The organism is Gluconobacter sp. OJA (genome assembly GCF_039638325.1).
GTDB lineage: Bacteria > Pseudomonadota > Alphaproteobacteria > Acetobacterales > Acetobacteraceae > Gluconobacter > Gluconobacter cerinus.
The window spans coordinates 1,880,159-1,897,716 of the sequence record NZ_JBDIWI010000001.1; the positions used below are offsets into that span (position 1 = coordinate 1,880,159).

General features: G+C 54.3%; 10 protein-coding genes and 3 pseudogenes. 6 read left to right on the plus strand and 7 right to left on the minus strand.

What is annotated here, in order from left to right; all coding sequences use genetic code 11:
• Positions 1 to 2 precede the first annotated feature (2 nt).
• A pseudogene (locus ABDK75_RS08575) lies at positions 3 to 2,132 on the minus strand (membrane-bound PQQ-dependent dehydrogenase, glucose/quinate/shikimate family); the annotation flags it as partial.
• Between the two features lie 76 nt (positions 2,133 to 2,208).
• Between ABDK75_RS08575 and ABDK75_RS08580 the strand changes: the two are divergent.
• The 5 genes from ABDK75_RS08580 (at position 2,209) to ABDK75_RS08600 (ending at position 8,063) form a co-directional block, all read left to right on the plus strand.
• Positions 2,209 to 3,039: an IS5 family transposase gene (locus ABDK75_RS08580; RefSeq protein ID WP_011251399.1), complete on the plus strand. Its 831-nt coding sequence runs from the start codon at positions 2,209 to 2,211 to the stop codon at positions 3,037 to 3,039.
• 108 nt (positions 3,040 to 3,147) lie between these two features.
• Positions 3,148 to 3,939, plus strand: a complete 792-nt coding sequence (locus tag ABDK75_RS08585; protein WP_346005570.1) for a fumarylacetoacetate hydrolase family protein — start codon at positions 3,148 to 3,150, stop codon at positions 3,937 to 3,939.
• 26 nt (positions 3,940 to 3,965) lie between these two features.
• A complete protein-coding gene (locus ABDK75_RS08590; RefSeq protein WP_346005571.1) occupies positions 3,966 to 4,892 on the plus strand; it encodes a 2-hydroxyacid dehydrogenase in 927 nt (308 codons plus the stop codon).
• Positions 4,893 to 5,160: 268 nt separating this feature from the next.
• A complete protein-coding gene (locus tag ABDK75_RS08595) occupies positions 5,161 to 6,339 on the plus strand; it encodes a carbohydrate porin (protein WP_346005572.1) in 1,179 nt (392 codons plus the stop codon).
• Positions 6,340 to 6,920: 581 nt separating this feature from the next.
• On the plus strand, positions 6,921 to 8,063 hold the full coding sequence (locus ABDK75_RS08600; protein ID WP_346005573.1) for a glycosyltransferase family 2 protein: 1,143 nt from the start codon (positions 6,921 to 6,923) through the stop codon (positions 8,061 to 8,063).
• A gap of 34 nt (positions 8,064 to 8,097) precedes the next feature.
• Here ABDK75_RS08600 and ABDK75_RS08605 read toward each other — a convergent pair.
• The 3 genes and pseudogenes from ABDK75_RS08605 to ABDK75_RS08615 form a co-directional block, all read right to left on the minus strand.
• Positions 8,098 to 8,565, minus strand: a pseudogene (locus ABDK75_RS08605) (class I SAM-dependent DNA methyltransferase); the annotation flags it as partial.
• The gene (locus ABDK75_RS08610) at positions 8,562 to 9,293 is read right to left on the minus strand and encodes a PIG-L deacetylase family protein (protein ID WP_346005574.1); all 732 of its coding nucleotides are present in this window, start codon (positions 9,291 to 9,293) and stop codon (positions 8,562 to 8,564) included. The pseudogene ABDK75_RS08605 and the gene ABDK75_RS08610, both read right to left, overlap by 4 nt.
• On the minus strand, positions 9,290 to 10,423 hold the full coding sequence (locus ABDK75_RS08615; RefSeq protein ID WP_346005575.1) for an acyl-CoA dehydrogenase: 1,134 nt from the start codon (positions 10,421 to 10,423) through the stop codon (positions 9,290 to 9,292). Before ABDK75_RS08615 ends, ABDK75_RS08610 begins: the two co-directional genes overlap by 4 nt.
• Before the next feature lie 360 nt (positions 10,424 to 10,783).
• On the opposite strand from ABDK75_RS08615, the pseudogene ABDK75_RS08620 reads away from it, so the two are divergent.
• Positions 10,784 to 11,541: pseudogene (locus ABDK75_RS08620) on the plus strand (IS5 family transposase).
• Between the two features lie 132 nt (positions 11,542 to 11,673).
• Here the strand turns inward: ABDK75_RS08620 and ABDK75_RS08625 are convergent.
• Genes ABDK75_RS08625 through ABDK75_RS08635 form a run of 3 tightly spaced genes read right to left on the minus strand, consistent with a single transcriptional unit; the run spans position 11,674 to position 17,485 of the window.
• Complete coding sequence (locus ABDK75_RS08625; RefSeq protein WP_346005576.1) at positions 11,674 to 15,195, minus strand: glycosyltransferase; 3,522 nt, start codon at positions 15,193 to 15,195, stop codon at positions 11,674 to 11,676.
• Positions 15,183 to 16,271, minus strand: a complete 1,089-nt coding sequence (locus tag ABDK75_RS08630; RefSeq protein WP_339408712.1) for a hypothetical protein — start codon at positions 16,269 to 16,271, stop codon at positions 15,183 to 15,185. The genes ABDK75_RS08625 and ABDK75_RS08630 overlap by 13 nt, the downstream gene beginning before the upstream one ends.
• Positions 16,268 to 17,485, minus strand: coding sequence for an HAD-IIIA family hydrolase (locus ABDK75_RS08635; protein ID WP_338125695.1), 1,218 nt, complete (start codon positions 17,483 to 17,485; stop codon positions 16,268 to 16,270). The genes ABDK75_RS08630 and ABDK75_RS08635 overlap by 4 nt, the downstream gene beginning before the upstream one ends.
• Between the last annotated feature and the right edge of the window lie 73 nt (positions 17,486 to 17,558).

Here is a 17,558-nt window from a genome sequence, read left to right on the forward strand (position 1 = left end):
GATCAATGAGCCTGAGACGTCTGCCCATCATCAAGAGCGTAGGCGAGAATATAATCGCCTGTTCGTGTTCCCATGCCGGCGTGGCCTCCAGCGGCAATAACAATGTATTGCTTGCCATTGATCATGTAGGACATCGGGTTTGCCTGCCCACCCGCTGGCAGACGTGCTTTCCAGACAACCTTGCCGGTGCTTTCGTCAACAGCCCGCAGGTAATCGTCTGCCGTCGCACCGAGGAAGACCAGTCCACCTCCCGTCACCATCGTACCGCCGATGTTGAACATACCGGTTGGTAATGGAAGATTGGTGTGGGTTCCAAACGGCCCCGTATCACGGGTCGTACCAATCGGGTGCTGCCAGACGATTTTCCGGCTGACAAGATCGATTGCCGTCAACGTACCCCAAGGTGGTGCGTCACAAGGAACCATAAGCGGATTGAGCCATGGATGAACGTACCCGACATAGGGCGTACCATATTGCGGGCCATATACTCCTCCCTTTACATAAGGCTCGTTGCCGCTCCCGTCCCATGTCGGCACAAAACCCGCCTTTTCGACCGGTCCACGCGGCGCCATACGCAACATGAAGGGAATGTAGTTGGCTGTGGAAATGACAAGTTTGTTGACCGGATCGACCGACGCGCCATTCCAGTCCACAACACCATCAAACGCCGGATAAACGATCGTTTCCTTTAGCTGTGGCGGCGTAAACTGGCCCTGATACGCGGCCTTACGGAATTCGATCCGGCATAGCATCTCATCAATCGGCGTAGCGCCCCATAGATGCTTTTCTGTCAGATCCTTGGGGGCAACAGAGGGAAGCCCAACCGAATACGGCTGTGTAGGTGTTGTCCAGTCGCCCGGAACAGCCCCTTGTGGCGTCTTTTTCTCCTGAACTTCCGCCACTGGTTTTCCAGTCTCGCGGTTGAGCATGAAGAACTCGCCACGCTTGGTAGTTTGTACGAGCGCCGGGATCGTTGATCCGTCAGGACCCGGCAAATCAATCAAAGATGGACCAACCGGAACATCCATGTCCCAGACGTCATGATGAACGGTCTGAAAATGCCAGCGCAATTCACCGGTTTTTGCGTCCAACGCAATGATGGAACTACTAAACTTGTCATCGAATGGACGTCGGTGACCACCAAAATAGTCCGGTGGTGCGTTGCCGGTGGGCAGATAGACAAGACCAAGTTTCGGGTCCGCCGTATAAACGCCCCACGCATTCGGCGTATCACGGGTGAGCTCGTCATTAGGCCCGGGAGTCCAGGTTTGTGGATTATGGCCCACGTCCCATGCCCATACGATCTTGCCTGTCACTGGGTCGAACGCGCGAACTGCACCGGATGGTTCAAACGTCGCCTGATTGTCGAAAATCCATCCTCCCGTAATGACCCGATCACTGATGATCATCGGGGGCGACGTCACAAAATGAAACCCGTCAGGAACGTGCCCCAGGTACTGCGTCAATGAAATGAAACCGTGATCACCAAAGTCTTCGCAAGGCTTACCTGTCTTGGCATTAAGGGCCATCAACCGGGCATCAAGAACCGGAGCGATGATCCGTTCCGGGCATTCGCTACTCGCCCCTTCAGGCGCCTTGTAATAAGCGACACCGCGGCATGCGAGATATACGTCTGGCCCGGTGTTGGCCTTGGGATCATATTTCCATTTAATCTTTCCCGTCGCAGCATCAATCGCTTCAACCCAGCTATGACCGGTGCAGACATAGAGAGTGTCGTCCACCTTGATGGGCGTATTCTCAAAATTGAATTCATGGCCACCATCCGTGCCGCCTTGATCTTCACCAGCATGCATGGTGTCACCAGTGTGCATACTCCATGCCAGTTTTAGGTCTTTGATATTGCTGGCATTAATCTGTTTCAAAGGAGAAAAACGGTCCTGCCCTTGCGTTCGGCCATAATATCGCCAGTCCTGATCAGGAACAGAGCTATCAGAACCCTCTGTTCCATTAGACGCCAACTGCGCACTGCCAGAAATCCCGTTGGGCTGAAGCGCAGCAATTACAAGAGTTAAAAATGAGGCGGCTGTAACCCCTACGACTGAATATGTCGCGGCACGTGATATCGGTGAAAGCCGACCTCTAAACCATGGGAGCAGCGTCAAAAGGCCTAAGAGCCTGACCTAAAATGAGTTGAGTGATTTCAGCAGGTTATGATTCATGGGTTTGCGATAACCTGATGAGATCAAGATGGCCTGGACTGAAATCACCCGAGCGCAGTATCGCCGGGACGACCTGGAGTATGCAAGCGACCTGCGCGACGCGGAGTGGGCGCTGATTGCGCCGCTGATGCCCGAGAGGAAACGACTGGGGAGACCCCGACGTACGGATTTGCGCCGGGTCATGGAGGCGATCCTCTATATCGTCACCACGGGCTGCCAGTGGCGGCAATTGCCGCGTCACTTTCCCGCCTTCACGACCGTGCAGGGCTATTTCTACCGCTGGATCCGCGAGGGACGATGGGAAGCCATGAACCATATTCTCGTGATCCTGTCGCGTGAGCAGGATGGACGAGACGCCACGCCTTCGGTGGGCATTATCGACAGCCAGTCGGTTAAAACCGCTGAAAACGGCGGCCCACGCGGTTATGACGCGGGCAAGAAGATCAAGGGACGCAAGCGGCATATCGCGACCGACACGCTGGGTCATGTCGTGGCGGCTGTCGTGCATCCCGCCGACGTTCAGGATCGTGACGGCGCGCCGCTGGTAGCGGCCAGGATACGCTCATTGTTCCCCTGGCTTCGCCATCTGATCGGTGACGGAGGGTATGCCGGCGAGAAGTTGCGTGGTGCGCTGGCTGAACTCGGCCGATGGACGATCGAGATCGTCAAGCGCAGCGATCGGGCCGAAGGCTTCGTCGTCCTGCCCAAACGCTGGATCGTGGAGCGTAGCTTTGCATGGCTCGGACGCTGCCGCCGCCTCACGAAGGATGTCGAGGCAACAATCTCGTCATCCTGCGCGTGGTTGATGATCGCCCATATCCGCAGAATTCTGCGGAAAATCAATCAAACCGCTTTCTGATTCAGGCTCTAAGGGCCTCCCCTAAAACACACGTCACTTTCTTTCAGCTCATTCCAAATGCGCCCGTGCTCCGGACGCATGACGGCCTCCCTATGCCCGAGGTTTATCATGAACAATACAGTATCTCTTTCTCCAAGCGCCACACTGACTCAGTGTGCAGAGATCTTTCTTGCTGCCAGAAAAAGTAAAGCCTGCCTGGATAGACTTCCCGATACCGTCAAGATCCATGACGCTAAAGAAGCGTATTCTGTTCAGGATCAGGTCGCACAAGCTCTGACGGCTTCCCTCGGCCCCATCAAGGGTTGGAAAGTCGGAGCTCCGACGCTAGAAAGCGAGCCATTCTGCGCACCCTTGCATCAGGTCACCCTGTTTTCCGGAGATACCAAGCTCCCGGAAGGTCTTTGCCGCCTTTACGGTGTTGAGGCGGAGATTGTTTATATTTTTCGGAAAGACCTCCCCCTTCGGGAAACCCCTTGGACGCAGGCTGAAGTTTGCGACGCAATCGGCAGCGCTCATGCCGCTATCGAAATATTTGACACCCGCTTCTGCAAGGCAGGCTCCCAGGACGGACTGGTGCATCTGGCCGATCAGGGCAACCACGGCGCCCTGATTTACGGCCCCGGAATTTCAACGTGGCAGCAGCTCACACCTGTAACCGAACAGGTCAAGCTTGTCCTCGATGACCAGATTGCCATTGAACATGCCGGAGGGAACTCCGCTGGAGATCCAATCCGTCTTCTTGTCTGGCTGGCCAATCATGCTGCGAAGCGCGGTCTTCCCCTGGAAGCAGGAACGGTCGTCACCACCGGATCCATGACCGGCACGAAATTCGTACCCGCAGGCACGACTGCAAAAGTCGAAATCGGATCTCTGGCCCCCGTCTCCGTCGTTCTTCCATAAAACAGGCTGTGTAAGGTTCTCTGATCATGAAACCGGAAATTCTTCTTATCGAGCCCATGATGCCTGAAGTCGAGCAGGCACTGGACGCCGCGTATGTTGTGCACCGTTATAATGAAACACTGGTATTGACGGACATCGCACCGCGCATTCGGGGTATCGTCACCGGCGGCGGAAGCGGTGTCCCTTCCCACATCATGACAGCCCTTCCTAACCTGGAGATCATTTCCATCAATGGAATTGGGACTGATGCCGTCGATCTCGTTCAGGCCAGCCACCGTGGTATTAGCGTTACGACAACGCAGAACGTCCTGACAGATGACGTGGCAGATCTCGCCATGGCTCTCATTCTCGCGGCAACGCGCGACCTGCTTCCGGGAGACAGTTTTGTCCGCAACGGTCAGTGGGGCACGGGCTTCCTCCCCTTGGCCCACAAGGTCACCGGCAAGAAACTCGGAATTTTTGGGATGGGAAAAGTCGGACAGGCCATCAGCCGACGCGCGCATGGCTTTGACATGCCCGTTTCCTATTTCAGCCGTACCAATCTTGAACTTCCTGATATTCCGTTCATTCCCAGCCTGACAGCACTGGCAAAGCAGAGCGATATCCTTGTCGTCGCTGCATCGGGCGGCCCTCAGTCCCGGCATCTTGTAAACCGGGACGTCATGGAAGCACTGGGGCCGGATGGGCTGCTGGTCAATATTTCCCGTGGAAGCGTGGTAGATGAACAGACCATGGTGAGCCTGTTGCAAGACGGTAGACTTGGCAAAGCCGCGCTTGATGTTTTCGAGAACGAGCCCAGTGTTCCGGCTGCCCTCTACGGTATGAACAATGTCGTTCTTCAGCCACATCGTGCCAGCGCAACCGTAGAAACACGCCGACAGATGGGCCAGTTGGTCACGGCCAACCTTGCGGCACATTTCTGCGGCGCCCCGCTACTGACCCCCGTGATTTGAAACTGCTTCAGTCTGGAGCACTTCGATGCCGCGCTCTTCATTACCCACTACAAAAATCTTTCTGGCATGCGTTTTCTCATGCGTGGTGTTTCTTTCCTCCAAAGCAGAGGCACAATACCGAGGGCCGGTCTCCGCAACGGCTCCTCTCTTCGCCCTGGATACGCCGGCCGGCTACGACAATACCCCTTTTACGCCTCCGGTAGAGAACATGCTCCTTCCCTGGGATAGGCTGATCAAAAAGCTGAACAAGAAAGGGATCGGTATTGTCGTGGACTATACCAGCGAAAGCGCCATCGCTTTAAATGCAGGGCATGGCGGGGACGCTGGTTATGCCCATCAGATCGGTGTGGAACTTGATCTGGACTGGGAAAAAATTATTGGCTGGAAGGGATTTATCACCCATGCAGTTTTCGTTAACCGCGCGGGCCATAACCTCGCAGCAGATCTGGGCGATCACTCTTTGAATGGGTTTCAGGAAATTTTCGGCGGTGGCGGCAATGTCGGCGTTCACCTGGTTTATATCTATGGAACTCAGGATCTATATAAAAAGCGCATCCAGATTGCAGTTGGCAAAATGCCCGTGAATATTGATTTTGCTAATTCCCCCTTGTTCTGCACGTTTATGAATAAATCGAACTGTGGGATACCAAAATCTCTGACGCGCGGTGCAGCGGGATATGCGACATATCCAGGGTCAACATGGGGATCCAGAATTCGTTACTGGCCGCTCCATGGTCTCTATATCCAAGCGGGTCTTTATGGCGTCAATCCATACCTGAATACAAACAAGTATGATCGGACTGGTTTTGAAATGGGTACAGACCTTTATACAGGCGTCTATACTCCTGTTGAAATCGGGCTCATCCCTCATTTTGGAAAAAACAATCTTGTCGGCCATTATAAATTTGGCTTCGCTTATGATTCTTCTCAATACCGAGATGTCTATTACGACAATAATGGAAATGCTGCTGCTGCCACCGGCCTCCCTTATCGCTGGACGAATGGAAAAACACAAATATGGCTTCAGGCAGACCAGATGTTAATCCGTAACGGAAGCGGCCCATTACACGGTCTCTACGCACTCGCCGGGTTCGCTAAAAGCGATGGGAAAAACAGCCCTTACACCTATCAGATCTATGCAGGGCTCGTAGATCGGGGACCATTTTCCACTCGTCCCCAAGATACATTCGGCGTCGAGTGGTCTGAAACGATGGCAAGCCCGGAACTGGTTGCTTCGCAGTGGATACGCTATCGTCAGGGGTTGTCTCTCCCCGGAAACACGACCTACCCTCAAAGCCATATCACGACCCTGGAGGTCACTTACAACATCCATGCATTCCGAGGTCTCTCCATCCAACCTGATTATCAGCGTATCTGGAGAACAAATCTTCAGAAGAACAAACCTACTGTTGATGCTGTAGGACTAAAGTTACATGCTGTTCTTTAGTCTTAATGTTATAAATTATTATATAATGTCGATGGCCACTTTCTAATACCTATATATTTACCAAACATCCTATTTTTTATGGTGAAACATGAATTACTGCTTGTGAATAGGTGTAATATCAGGGTATATATTATCTTGTTTCTTATAACATCGCAGATTATTTACTCTAACTAAAAATCAATTATAATTTTATTCAATTTTTAAAGAAATTATAATAAATTATTTATTGCACGATATTTTTAAATTCTCTCAGTCTTTTTTAAGTGATGTGAACTTCCTGCCCAGCTATCCATTTAATGGTCTTACCAATGGAGGCTATCATGTCTTTCCGTAGCAGTACGCTCCCAAAAAATCCGACGAAAGCTCCTGGCTCGCCTGATGAACTTGAGCCTTTTGACCCATATCCTGACAAAAGCCCGATCACGGATGAGCCCCCGGAAGAGGAAAATCCCGGTAAAAGGTATGCGCCTGAAAAAGGCTCTCCAGATCCTAAGCCTGATCAGCCTCCAGTCCTTCCTGATGCACCTGAAAACCCAACAAATTAAGCTCTGGATGTTCAGGCCGGGACGACGAGTAAACCCATGGGACAGAACAAGTCATTTTCTTCGAGTGGACACAAAAACAACGGGGAAAATACCGGTCTCGATAAAAACAGACATGACTTTATAAAAAAACAGATACTGGTTGCTATTCCAGTATGCAATGAAGAAGAACACATTGTCCCGTGTCTTTTAGCTCTCGCGAGACAAGAGACACAGCCTGACAAAGTTGTACTCTGGATCAATAATACTACTGATCAAACACATGAGCGAGTAGCATCGCTAACGAACACATTACCGTTCGAACTGGAGATCGTCAGAGTTGTCTACGATCCAGGACTGGCAAGTGCAGGCTTGGCAAGAAGAGATGCAATGGCCCATGCGGCTCAGTATGCATCTTCTGATGCCCTTTTAGTGACCACGGATGCTGACAGCGAAGCCGCTGAGGATTGGTTAAGTCGTACTCTAAACGCTTTTACGCATTATCCTGTTGAAGCCGTGTTTGGCAGGGCTCTTCTCCTCCCCGAGGAAGCCAGGAAAATCCCATTCAATTTGCATGAAGATGAAAGAGCAGAACAGGCTTACGGGGCTCTTCTCGATCAAATCGCATTGCTGCTTTATCCGGAACCCCATGATCCCTGGCCTCGGCATACCGAGCATTCCGGCGCCAGTATCGCGGTGACTTATCAGGCCTGGAGTAAGGTTGGTGGAATGCCTGCCGTACCAACGTCGGAAGACCGTGCGTTCTATCAAGTGCTTCGAAAGAACGGAATTCGAGTTCGTCATGCGCCGGACGTTAAAGTGTATGTGTCCGCTCGTTTGGTCGGTCGGGCACAAGGAGGGATGGCCGAAACGCTGGCACGCAGATTACACGTACAGGACGAATATATCGATGATATTTTCGAGCCTGTTTCCCGAAGGCTACTTCGTATGCGACGTCTGCGTCAGCATGCAAATCAACTCTTTCTTTTTGAAAACGCCTGCATGGCATTACCTCAAATGCGCGTGCGCCGTGATGACTTGGAAAAGCATCATAAACGAGCCCAACGGGTGCTAGATTATCTTAGAAAGATGACACATCGTTCTCATCGTGATTGCTTAAGTGCCTCAATCGATCAATTCGATATCCCTCACCGCGCTCACTTAGATCAGGCACCCAACCGTGTGCAAGACATGCCTGAATAAAACAATTTGCTGCCTCGTCTCCAGTACAAGGCGTATCTGTCTCTCCAGTCCAGTTAACGATTAGGATATGCCCAGTTATTTTCAGGCTTGTGGTCGTTTGAAAAACGAGTTTCTGAATGTCTGTCTGACTCAAAAAATAAAGAATTTCCGAAATAATAATGAGATCACAGCCTGCTGCAGCAACCACTGGATAAGCACTGGGCAGAAAGGCTTTGATAAAGCTGACTTGTGCATATTCTTGGCAGCGCTGTCTTGCCTTGGTAAGCGCAGTTTCCGAAGCATCTACTGCCAGGATATGTTGACACCGCTGCGTTAGAGCTAATGTGCCTACCCCTATGGCACATCCGAGCTCTACGGCGAATGCAATCGGCGAACATGGGAGACATTGTAGAACCCTTTGAAGCTTCTTTTGTTCATACGGGCTGCTTTCAAAATTCCATGGGTCAGGATCCTGCTGAAACAGGTTTTCAAAAACGTCTGCTGTCCATGTCTCTTTCCTCATGACGCGATAAAGATTTCATAGGGTTGCAGCATTTTCTCCAGTAAATGCTCCGGTAAAACAAAACCGTTTGGATCGTCTTTTACGATCAAGCCTCTCTGACTTCGATGCGCGTGGATCGCCTGTCGTTTCTGTTCCAAAAAAGACCGAATATTCAGGCGCCAACCTGTAAGGGCATTTTCTGGAATCTTCGTTTCAGGAGGAAGTGTTAAACCCCAGACCGGGTACGCCAGAACTCTAAGCTCTGGCTTCAGAGCTTTTAGCGTTTCGCCAATCAGCCAGACAGCTTCATGGTCGCAGTGAGGGTCGTACCGCCAAGGAGCCAGTAGATTTTCGCAGTCATGAAGAGAGAGAAGATCAAGCAAATCGCGGACAGTAGAGTCAAAATGGCTTCCTTCCACCGGAACTCTCGTATCCTTAAGGCCCATAAATATCAGTCTATCAGCAGAAAGACCCAGAATTTCTGCAGCACGGATGCATTCTTCCTGTCTCTGTCGCGCCAGCCGATCGGGTGGCCATAAACGAGAGCCCGGGTGAGATGCAGAGCCGTCCGAAACGATCACAACAATGGGCGGCCGCCCATGTGCCACTGCCGAGGCTATAAATCCCCCACATCCAAGACTTTCGTCATCAGGATGGGGCGCCAGCACCAGTGATGTGCCGGGAGCAACGGCATCGAATGAGGTAACTGGAAAACTCGCAAATTTTTCCAGAGTTTCACGAATATTCATAGACCTGCCTCCGGCCAGTCATGACGGACGAACCATGCGGCAGCCTCCGTCAGAGCTTCGTCAGGCGCAGGTTGCCTGAGATAAGTCGCAAGGTCCCTCATGACCTGCTCTACCGCTTTTCCCTTTATGAAGGCCGACAGGCCAAGACTTCTTTGAACGAGCGTGATCAGGTCAAGAGCAGCCCGTTCAACAGCCAACCGAGCGAGATTAACGATTGACGTCACGTCTTCTGGTTTCATGTGCGCAGAATATGCAGCTTGAGCGGCCTCTGTCACCCACATCGCTGCTGTCTGTTGAAGAATAAGTGCTTCTCCTATCCGGGCGAGTTGATGTGGACTACCAGCACGCTCGCGTTCCAGTAACTCCTCCCTGAGTAGATCAATCAAATGATCCATCCCGCCTAAGGCAACCGCCGACCCTCGCCAGGCTCCTGCAGAAAATTCAGGCTGCCGCAGATAGTCACCTTGTGAGCCAATAATGTCATCCGGTGAGATCTGGAGGCTCGTGAAATCATAGGCTCCCGTTCCGCTGGCCTGCATACCAGTCAGTGCCCCCGGACCGGGGCGCTGGCGTTTAAGGTCTGTTGTAGGAGCTAGAACCATGAGCGCTTCGCCGTGCTCAGGTATGGCGGTTATCAATGCAACGCTAACCTGCCTGACGCCACTGGCAAAACCTTTGATCCCCGAGAGCCTGTAGCTCGGCCCTTCCCTCTGTATGCTGACAGCAGAGTTCCCGTCCGTAACCCAGATGCCAGCCAAATTCCCGTTTTCCAGTTGGAGCTTCAGAGCATGACGTTGGAATCTTGTGCCGTACAATTCTACGAGACGGACTACATTCACGTGCCCTTCAAGACATCGCCCTAGAGAAAGACTCAGATAGCCTATTCTCCTCAGTAAAGTCAGAAGAACCTGGCCTCCTTCAGATGTTTGGCAAAGCCCGAGCCCATTGTCTTCCACGGAAAAAAGAGCGTCAAACGCACCCATTGTGCGTAGTGCATTTAAAAGCTCAACAGGGAACTGATTTTCTGGAGCAGAAAATGGTTTGGTTTTCCATTCCTCAAATAAGCGCTCCACCCTGGCCCTAAAAAGAGCAAGCCCCTCAACGTATGCGCTCTGATCTGCAACCGACATGCCTGAGCATTCCTTCACGCTTTCGTACAGGAACGTCGAATGGCGGCTGATGGCTTCAATTCAACACCACGCTATGTGGTCACTCTTTTGAGTAAGCACATGAACGTCAGCGAAGTATGGGCTTCTTTCTCAAATTATGTCTGATCTGAAGGCACTGAATAAGTTTTCGGCATGCTTCGTGTAAACAGACCAGTTACAATGCCCCCGAGCCCAAAGATCATAAAGGGTATTAAATACATAATATAATCTAGGTTATGTTGATAAAAGACCTATTCCAAAATCTTGCGGCGGCAAGGTTAGGCTCAGGATCCATTGATTTGATTGCAGGAATCTGATTCAGGCTCTGCAAGGAGACTGAAGATGAGCGATCTGTTTTGGCTGACGGACGAACAGATGGATCTGTCTGCGGCGGTTCTTTCGCAAGGGCTACGGAAAACCTCGCGTCGATGACCGCCGTGTGCTGAGCGGTATCATTTTTGTGAACGGCAATGGTATGCGCTGGCGTGATGCGCCCGGAAGTACGGTCCACACAAGACGCTCTCCAACCGCGGGAAGCGTTGGGGCGACATGGGCATTTTCATGCAGATGATGGATGGCTTATCTGCTGCAAAGGCCCAGCCTCGGACCATCATGATTGATGTGACGTATCTCAAGGCGCACCGCACGGCTTCGAGCCTGCGGCTAAAAAGGGGGATCCAGGCCGCCTGATCGGTCGCACCAAAGGCGGTAGAATACAAAGCTCCATGCGATTACCGATCAGAACGGACGACTGCTAAGCTTTTTCATGACAGCAGGACAGATCAGTAATTACACCGGAGCCTCTGCTCTGCTGGACAGCCTGCCCATGGCACAATGGATGCTGACGGACCGGGGTTATGATGCTGACTGGTTCAGGGATGCCCTGGAGGAAAGAGGGATCAGGCCTTGCATCCCGGGACGGAGATCCCGCGGAAAACTAGTCAAATACGACAAGAGAAAATATAAGAGCTGCAATCGCATCGAGATCATGTTCGGAAAGTTCAAGGACTGGCGGCGTGTTGCAACACGCTATGACAGATGGCCTGACCGTCTTCTTCTCAGCCATCTGCCTCGCCGCAGCCGTCATCTTCTGGTTATGAGTCCTGAGCCTAGGCCTATCTGCTTTTCTGTGCATGATTTTATCATCCGAAGCAAGCTGCTCTTTCTGGTTTTAATACTGAACATAGCGGCTTGCCCAAGCTTATTTTCATGGCCTTTTTAAGAAGCCCGTCTCAATCCCGGAGGGCCTCAATGATCTGCAGAGAAGTCTCATCGCTGTCATACATATCGACGTTATAAATTGTCACCTGAAAGCCAATTTTCCTCAGAGACTCTATCTTCTCATTCGCCCGCTTGAGAACTGCGCAGATATATTTGCCACCCGGCTTCAGAATACGATGCAGTGTCGGCAGATCCTGTACTTGGTCCTCGGGATTGAGGAATAGATCGATCAGGCCATCTTCATAAAGCAGCCGGTCAATAGGCTTGTCAGAACAGGTATATCCGTCCAGCCCCGATAGCGCGGCGCGAAACGCGTCGCCCCTGCCGAATTCGTGAATCCGCAGATCTTGCAAGTATGGAAGCGCATCACGCATCGTGTTGATCCGCTGTCGATGCCACGGCGTCACCACAATTTGCGCCACACCGGCTCCAAGATTATCCACCCCACAATTCGTACAGTGCAGTCCCAAGCGCCAGTCAGCTTTTGCGTAACGGGCTTGCCGCGGGCGGCTGCCACAGACCGGACACAATGCATCTCCCAGAATGTTCCGCAGGATCTCACGCGCCCGACTGGCGGAAAAGCGCGTTCGCACCACCTCCGCTCCGGAGCGGATCAGCGTCCGACACAGAGTTTCGTCATCCAAGAGACGGATAACTGCCTGCGCGATATCCTCGGGCTTATCGGCAATCAGTGCTTCTTTCCCATCCTCAAGCTGGATGCCCTCATTACCGCAGGTGGTGGTGACAACCGGAATACCCGCCTGCAATGATGTAACGATCTTGCCCTTGACGCCCGCCCCGTAACGCAGCGGATTGACCGAAACGCGCGCCTTTTCAAAATAAGGCTCCAGTTCTGACACAAATCCCGTCACCTGCACCCGCTCCGACGCCAGAGCCTGTACATTCGGCGGCGGCACGTTCCCCACGATCCACAACGTGCTGTCCGGATGCTTCTCCCAGACCAGCGGCATGATCTCCTGACCGAGCCAGACCGCAGCGTCCACGTTGGGTGTGTGGTCGAACCCGCCGACGAAGATCAGATCTCTGCGGCTTGCAAAATCAGCCGGCGCGTCTGTCAGATCCGTATTGCCAAACAGATACGGCGGCACGACCGTGACATTTGCATGCGGCACCTCCCGGAGGATATCGAGCTTTTCTTCCGCGCTCGGTGTCAGGACATGATCGACAACATCGAAGATCTTCAGTTCCATCGGCTTGAGCCGCTGAGATTCCTGAAGGGCCCAGATGCTGCCCTCCAATTCGTAACGCCGCATCTCCCGCAGATAATGCAGGTCATGAGTGTAATACAGAATTGGCGCACCGGTATGACGCCGAAGTTGCGATAGGATCGGGAATGTCACATCCGGGCGCGCCGTCCAGATGAAATCGACGTAAAGCCCATAGGCCTGCAGCCAGCGGTCCAGTCGGTCCGGCGCATGAAGGACCTCAACTCCAAGCTGCTGGAGAGCAGATGTGTAAGGCTCCAGCGGCTTACCGTCCTGCGGGGCATAGATTACCCGCAGCCCCAGTTCCCGCATGAGGCGCAGGTACTGGAACAACGTAACTGCACCGGCATGTTTGTCGTATTCCGGCACCTTGTCATCAATGACAAGGATAATGCCCCGCGGAGACGGCCGTTCGCGACTCAGGAAGCTGGACGTGTCAGGCGCGGGTTGAGTCGCCAGGAGCGTCTGCCACTTGCGACAGAAGGTCGCATGGTTCTTCAGCGTCTGCCTGTCGCGCATCTCCGTGCCATAGGAGGCGCTACCATGATGACGGACACAGCTCGCAGGCTGATATACGACCCGGTATCCCGCATCCCGGATACTGGTGGCAAGATCAAACTCTTCGTAGAAGGCCGGAGCATAACGACCGTCAAATCCGCCCAATTTCTCGAACAAGTGGCGACGGACAAGGAAACAGGCTCCAGTCACCACATCCACTTCACGGACGTAATTGTAGCAGCCACGATCTGCACGGTCATTCTTCCCGAACGGATCACCCCAGCCAGTTCCATAAATGATGCCACCCGCCTCCTGCACGGTGCCATCGCCGTTCAGAAGCTTGCAGCCCACGACGCCCACACAGGGATCGGCTTTCATGAGCGACAGCATCGGGGCCAGCCAGTTGTCCCCGACAGTCGTATCATTATTCAAAAACATCAGTTCGCGACCTCGCGCTCGTCGCGCGGCGGTATTGCTGTTACCGAGAAAACCGAGATTCTCAGTATTGATGATCTGTACCGCACCCTTCGCTCCCAAAAGGGAAGCAATCGGCCGAGACGGACGATCATCCGCAATAATGACCTCATACGGCACTTTCCGCGTCAGCAGCATTACAGATGCCAGACAGCGCCAGGTATCGTAATAATGACCATAGACTGGAATGATGATCGAAACTTCCGGAGCACGTTCCTCCGGGAAGGATAGCGCAAACGGCAGAGAGAGCGTACTGTCACCCAGCTGCGCCATATGTTCGGAACAGACCACGCCCTTTGCGCATTTTTTTTCCCGCAGATAATGCGCAAGTGCTCCGAACTCTACGGCAGCCGGGTGGCGCGCCGTGTACCAGGCCGGATCAAACAGCGGATGCGGCCAGAACCCGTCGGCTTCCCCTTCCGCGGCATAGTGCGCCAGCGGATTGGTCCCGTCTTTCAGGCTGGTGGCATATTCCTCGGCATAGGCCACAGGATCAAAAACAGCATTCGGCCTGATCGCAGATCCGGACGGACGCGCCAGAAAATCTTCCAGCGGTGTGCGTCCAAGCTCTATCTTTCCGACCTGCTTCAGATAGAAGCCCGTGTCGAATAGGGGATGCGGATCGGGTGGGTTGCGTCCCTGATGGGTAATGTAATGGACAAGCGGATTGATCGCCGCCTCAACCGGCAACGCAGCAGTATACCAGCTGCTGCTGAACAGCGGATGCGGATCCAGTCCCTGCGCTGCGCCTGTCCAGTAATAATGTGCGACCGGATCAGTCCCCGGCGGTAACATTGCCGCGTAACGCCTGCAATACCAGGCCGCATCGAACAACGGCGACTGTGCAAGAAGGGCAATGCCTTTTCTGGCACCCCGTCGAACCTGGATCCGCGACCACAGACGCAGCGTGAGGGTCCAGTATGCGAGCTTGGCAGCCCGGCGTGCATGACGGGCAAAGACCGGATGGCGCTGCGCCAGATCCCGCAGCCTGCGCCCGACACGCCATGCGGTGGACTGAAGCAGCAGCCGATGCTCCGACTGGAGCTGCTGAAGCTGGTTGCGCAGTTCCGCATTGTTGCGGGTCAGAGACTGGACATCATGCTCCGAAACCGGCTCCCGTGCGAACAGACGTTCCAGATGACGGCTCCGCTCCTCCACCTGGAAGACACGCCCCATGGCCTGCTCCAGCTGATTCTCGATGAGCACACGCACATGCTTTTCGACCGCAGGCTCCCTGATGGGCAGATGCTCTTTCCCCGCGGACCGTTCCCCGTCGTCCCATCTCATGCCGTCTGCGAACGGGCTGTCATCAGTCACCGGCTTCAGCTCAGCCATGTTTCGGCTCCTTCCGTCACGAGATGTACGCCACCAGCCTGCGCGCCCGCACCATTCAGGCCGCGGATTACCTGCACCCGACGCTCAGGCGGCACAAGGAACATCATGAACCCCCCACCACCGGCGCCCGAGACCTTCCCACCGATCGCGCCATCCGCCATCGCCTGCCCATAGAGCTTTTCGATCAATGGATTGGAGATGCCCCGCGCCGTATTTTTTTTCGCTTCCCACGACCGGTTCAGGATCTCGGCCATATACGCCACTTCCCCGCGCAGAAGAGCATTCTTCATATCGTGCGCGTCCTGTTTGAGGCGATGCATGTTGCGCATGGTCTCTTCCGTAACCTTGAGCAGACCACTGCGCTGCTCGGCAATGATGTCGGCGGAGGCCCGCGACACGCCCGTAAAGGCGATGACCAGAGACATCTCAACCTCATTGCGGATGCGACTGGACAGCCGCAGCGGGTTAACGATCACCTGGTTCTGGGCCAGGAACTCGATGAAGTTCGTTCCACCAAACGTTCCGGCATACTGATCCTGCTTGCCCCCCTGAAGCCCCAGATCGATCCGCTCGATCTCATAAGCCAAGTGCGCCACATCGTAAGGGCCCAGCGGAAGCTGGAGCAGGCTTACAAAAGCCTCCACCAGAGCGACGACCAGCGCAGAGGACGACCCGAGCCCTGATCCGGGAGGTGCATCCACGAAAGACGTGATGCGCCATGGCTCAACCTGTACTGAGAAACGACGGCTGATCCCGGCCAGAACCCCGGCATGAAGCCTGAGCTTCGCATGGACCGGGATGGTGCCATTGATGTCACGCGGGTCAAACGCTTCATCGATGCCCACATCGGGGGCAATGAAATGGACATTCCCGTCTGCCGATCGCTCGATGAAGGCATATGCGTACCGGTCGATGGTCGTGTTCAAGACGGCCCCGCCGAAGTCGTCACAGTACGGGCTGAGGTCCGTCCCGCCACCAGCCAGCCCTAGACGCAGCGGCACCCGTGCGCGAACGGCACTCCGCGTCCCGGCAATCGGGCGTGTGCGGGACGAGCGTGTATGAGGATCGCTGTTCACAGGAACGCCTCTCTTTCGGAAATTAGGTCAGCCAGACCGAAGGGGCCCACACGAACGCCTTCGAGACCTGCCGCACTGGCAGCCTGCATGTCGGAGGGCTGGTCTCCGAACATCACGCAGCGCTCCGGATCAAGCTCCCACCGCCGCAACAGGTCAAGGATCATGCCCGGTTCAGGCTTGCGGTCAGGACTGGTCCCCCGATACCGCTCCACCACGGCCTCGGGATGGATGGGGCAGTACCGCCAGTCGTCGATCGTCCCCCCATGGACGCGTACCGTCCCGATCACCCACCCCATCAGGGATTGAAGATCGTGCTCGGAATACAGTCCACGCGCCACGCCAGACTGGTTGGTGACGATGAAGACATGATGCCCGCTCTCCGTAATCCGACTGATGGTGTCCAGAACACCCGGCTCCCACTCGAAACGCTCCCGCGTCCCGACCCAGCCAAGGTCACGATTAATGACGCCGTCCCGGTCCAGAAACACGGCCGGACGCCGCAGCACTGCGGGCAGTTCATGTCCTGCCGCTGCAAGATCGTCCGGCAGGCCGATATCCCGGAAATATCCCGTCAGTTCCATGCCACGCAACTCTCCACCCGCTGCCAGCGCGGGCAAAATGTCCTGCTCCAGCGAACAGTCCGGCGTCAGATGATCGAAGACCGTGTGATCCAACAGATAGATCCCGCTGTTGATCAGCCCCGACTGCCCCGGCTGCTCGGCTTTAGGATGAAAGGACGCAACATGTTCGCCATCTTCTGCCAGACGGACTTCCCCATACCGGTCCAGATCCTCGACTGCGCGCAGCAGCATCCAGTTCCCCCGCCGCGCACCCGACAGGAACCGCGACAGGTTGCAGGAAAACAGGGAATCCCCGTTACAGAGTAGGAAACGGTCATGAAGATGCGCGCGGGCATGATACAGCGCGCCCCCCGTTCCCGCGCGGAACGGCTCCACGCTGATCGTGATCTTCGCCGGCTTCGGCAGAAAAGACCGGATCTGTTCCACGGCCTGCTCGATCTCGGCCGAGAGATGTCCTGCCAGCAGGACAAAATCCTCTACGCCAAAACGCTGCATTTCCCGCATCAGCCACGCCAGAAATGGCCGGTCGCCACAGGTCATGAGCGGCTTGGGCAGGGCGCGAGTCAATGCGCCCAGACGCGTACCAAGCCCTCCCACCAGAATGGCGCACTGACGCACTGTCACATCACTCACAGGACAGGATACTCCACAACGGAACGGAAAACGGAAATAGCAGGACAGAACATCTTTGATCTTTTCAGGTCAG

Coding starts and splice junctions, on each gene's coding strand:
- ABDK75_RS08580 (WP_011251399.1), top strand. CDS start 2,209: ATGGCCTGGACTGAAATCACCCGAGCGCAGTATCGCCGGGACGACCTG.
- ABDK75_RS08585 (WP_346005570.1), top strand. CDS start 3,148: ATGAACAATACAGTATCTCTTTCTCCAAGCGCCACACTGACTCAGTGT.
- ABDK75_RS08590 (WP_346005571.1), top strand. CDS start 3,966: ATGAAACCGGAAATTCTTCTTATCGAGCCCATGATGCCTGAAGTCGAG.
- ABDK75_RS08600 (WP_346005573.1), top strand. CDS start 6,921: ATGGGACAGAACAAGTCATTTTCTTCGAGTGGACACAAAAACAACGGG.
- ABDK75_RS08610 (WP_346005574.1), bottom strand. CDS start 9,293: ATGAATATTCGTGAAACTCTGGAAAAATTTGCGAGTTTTCCAGTTACC.
- ABDK75_RS08615 (WP_346005575.1), bottom strand. CDS start 10,423: ATGTCGGTTGCAGATCAGAGCGCATACGTTGAGGGGCTTGCTCTTTTT.
- ABDK75_RS08625 (WP_346005576.1), bottom strand. CDS start 15,195: ATGGCTGAGCTGAAGCCGGTGACTGATGACAGCCCGTTCGCAGACGGC.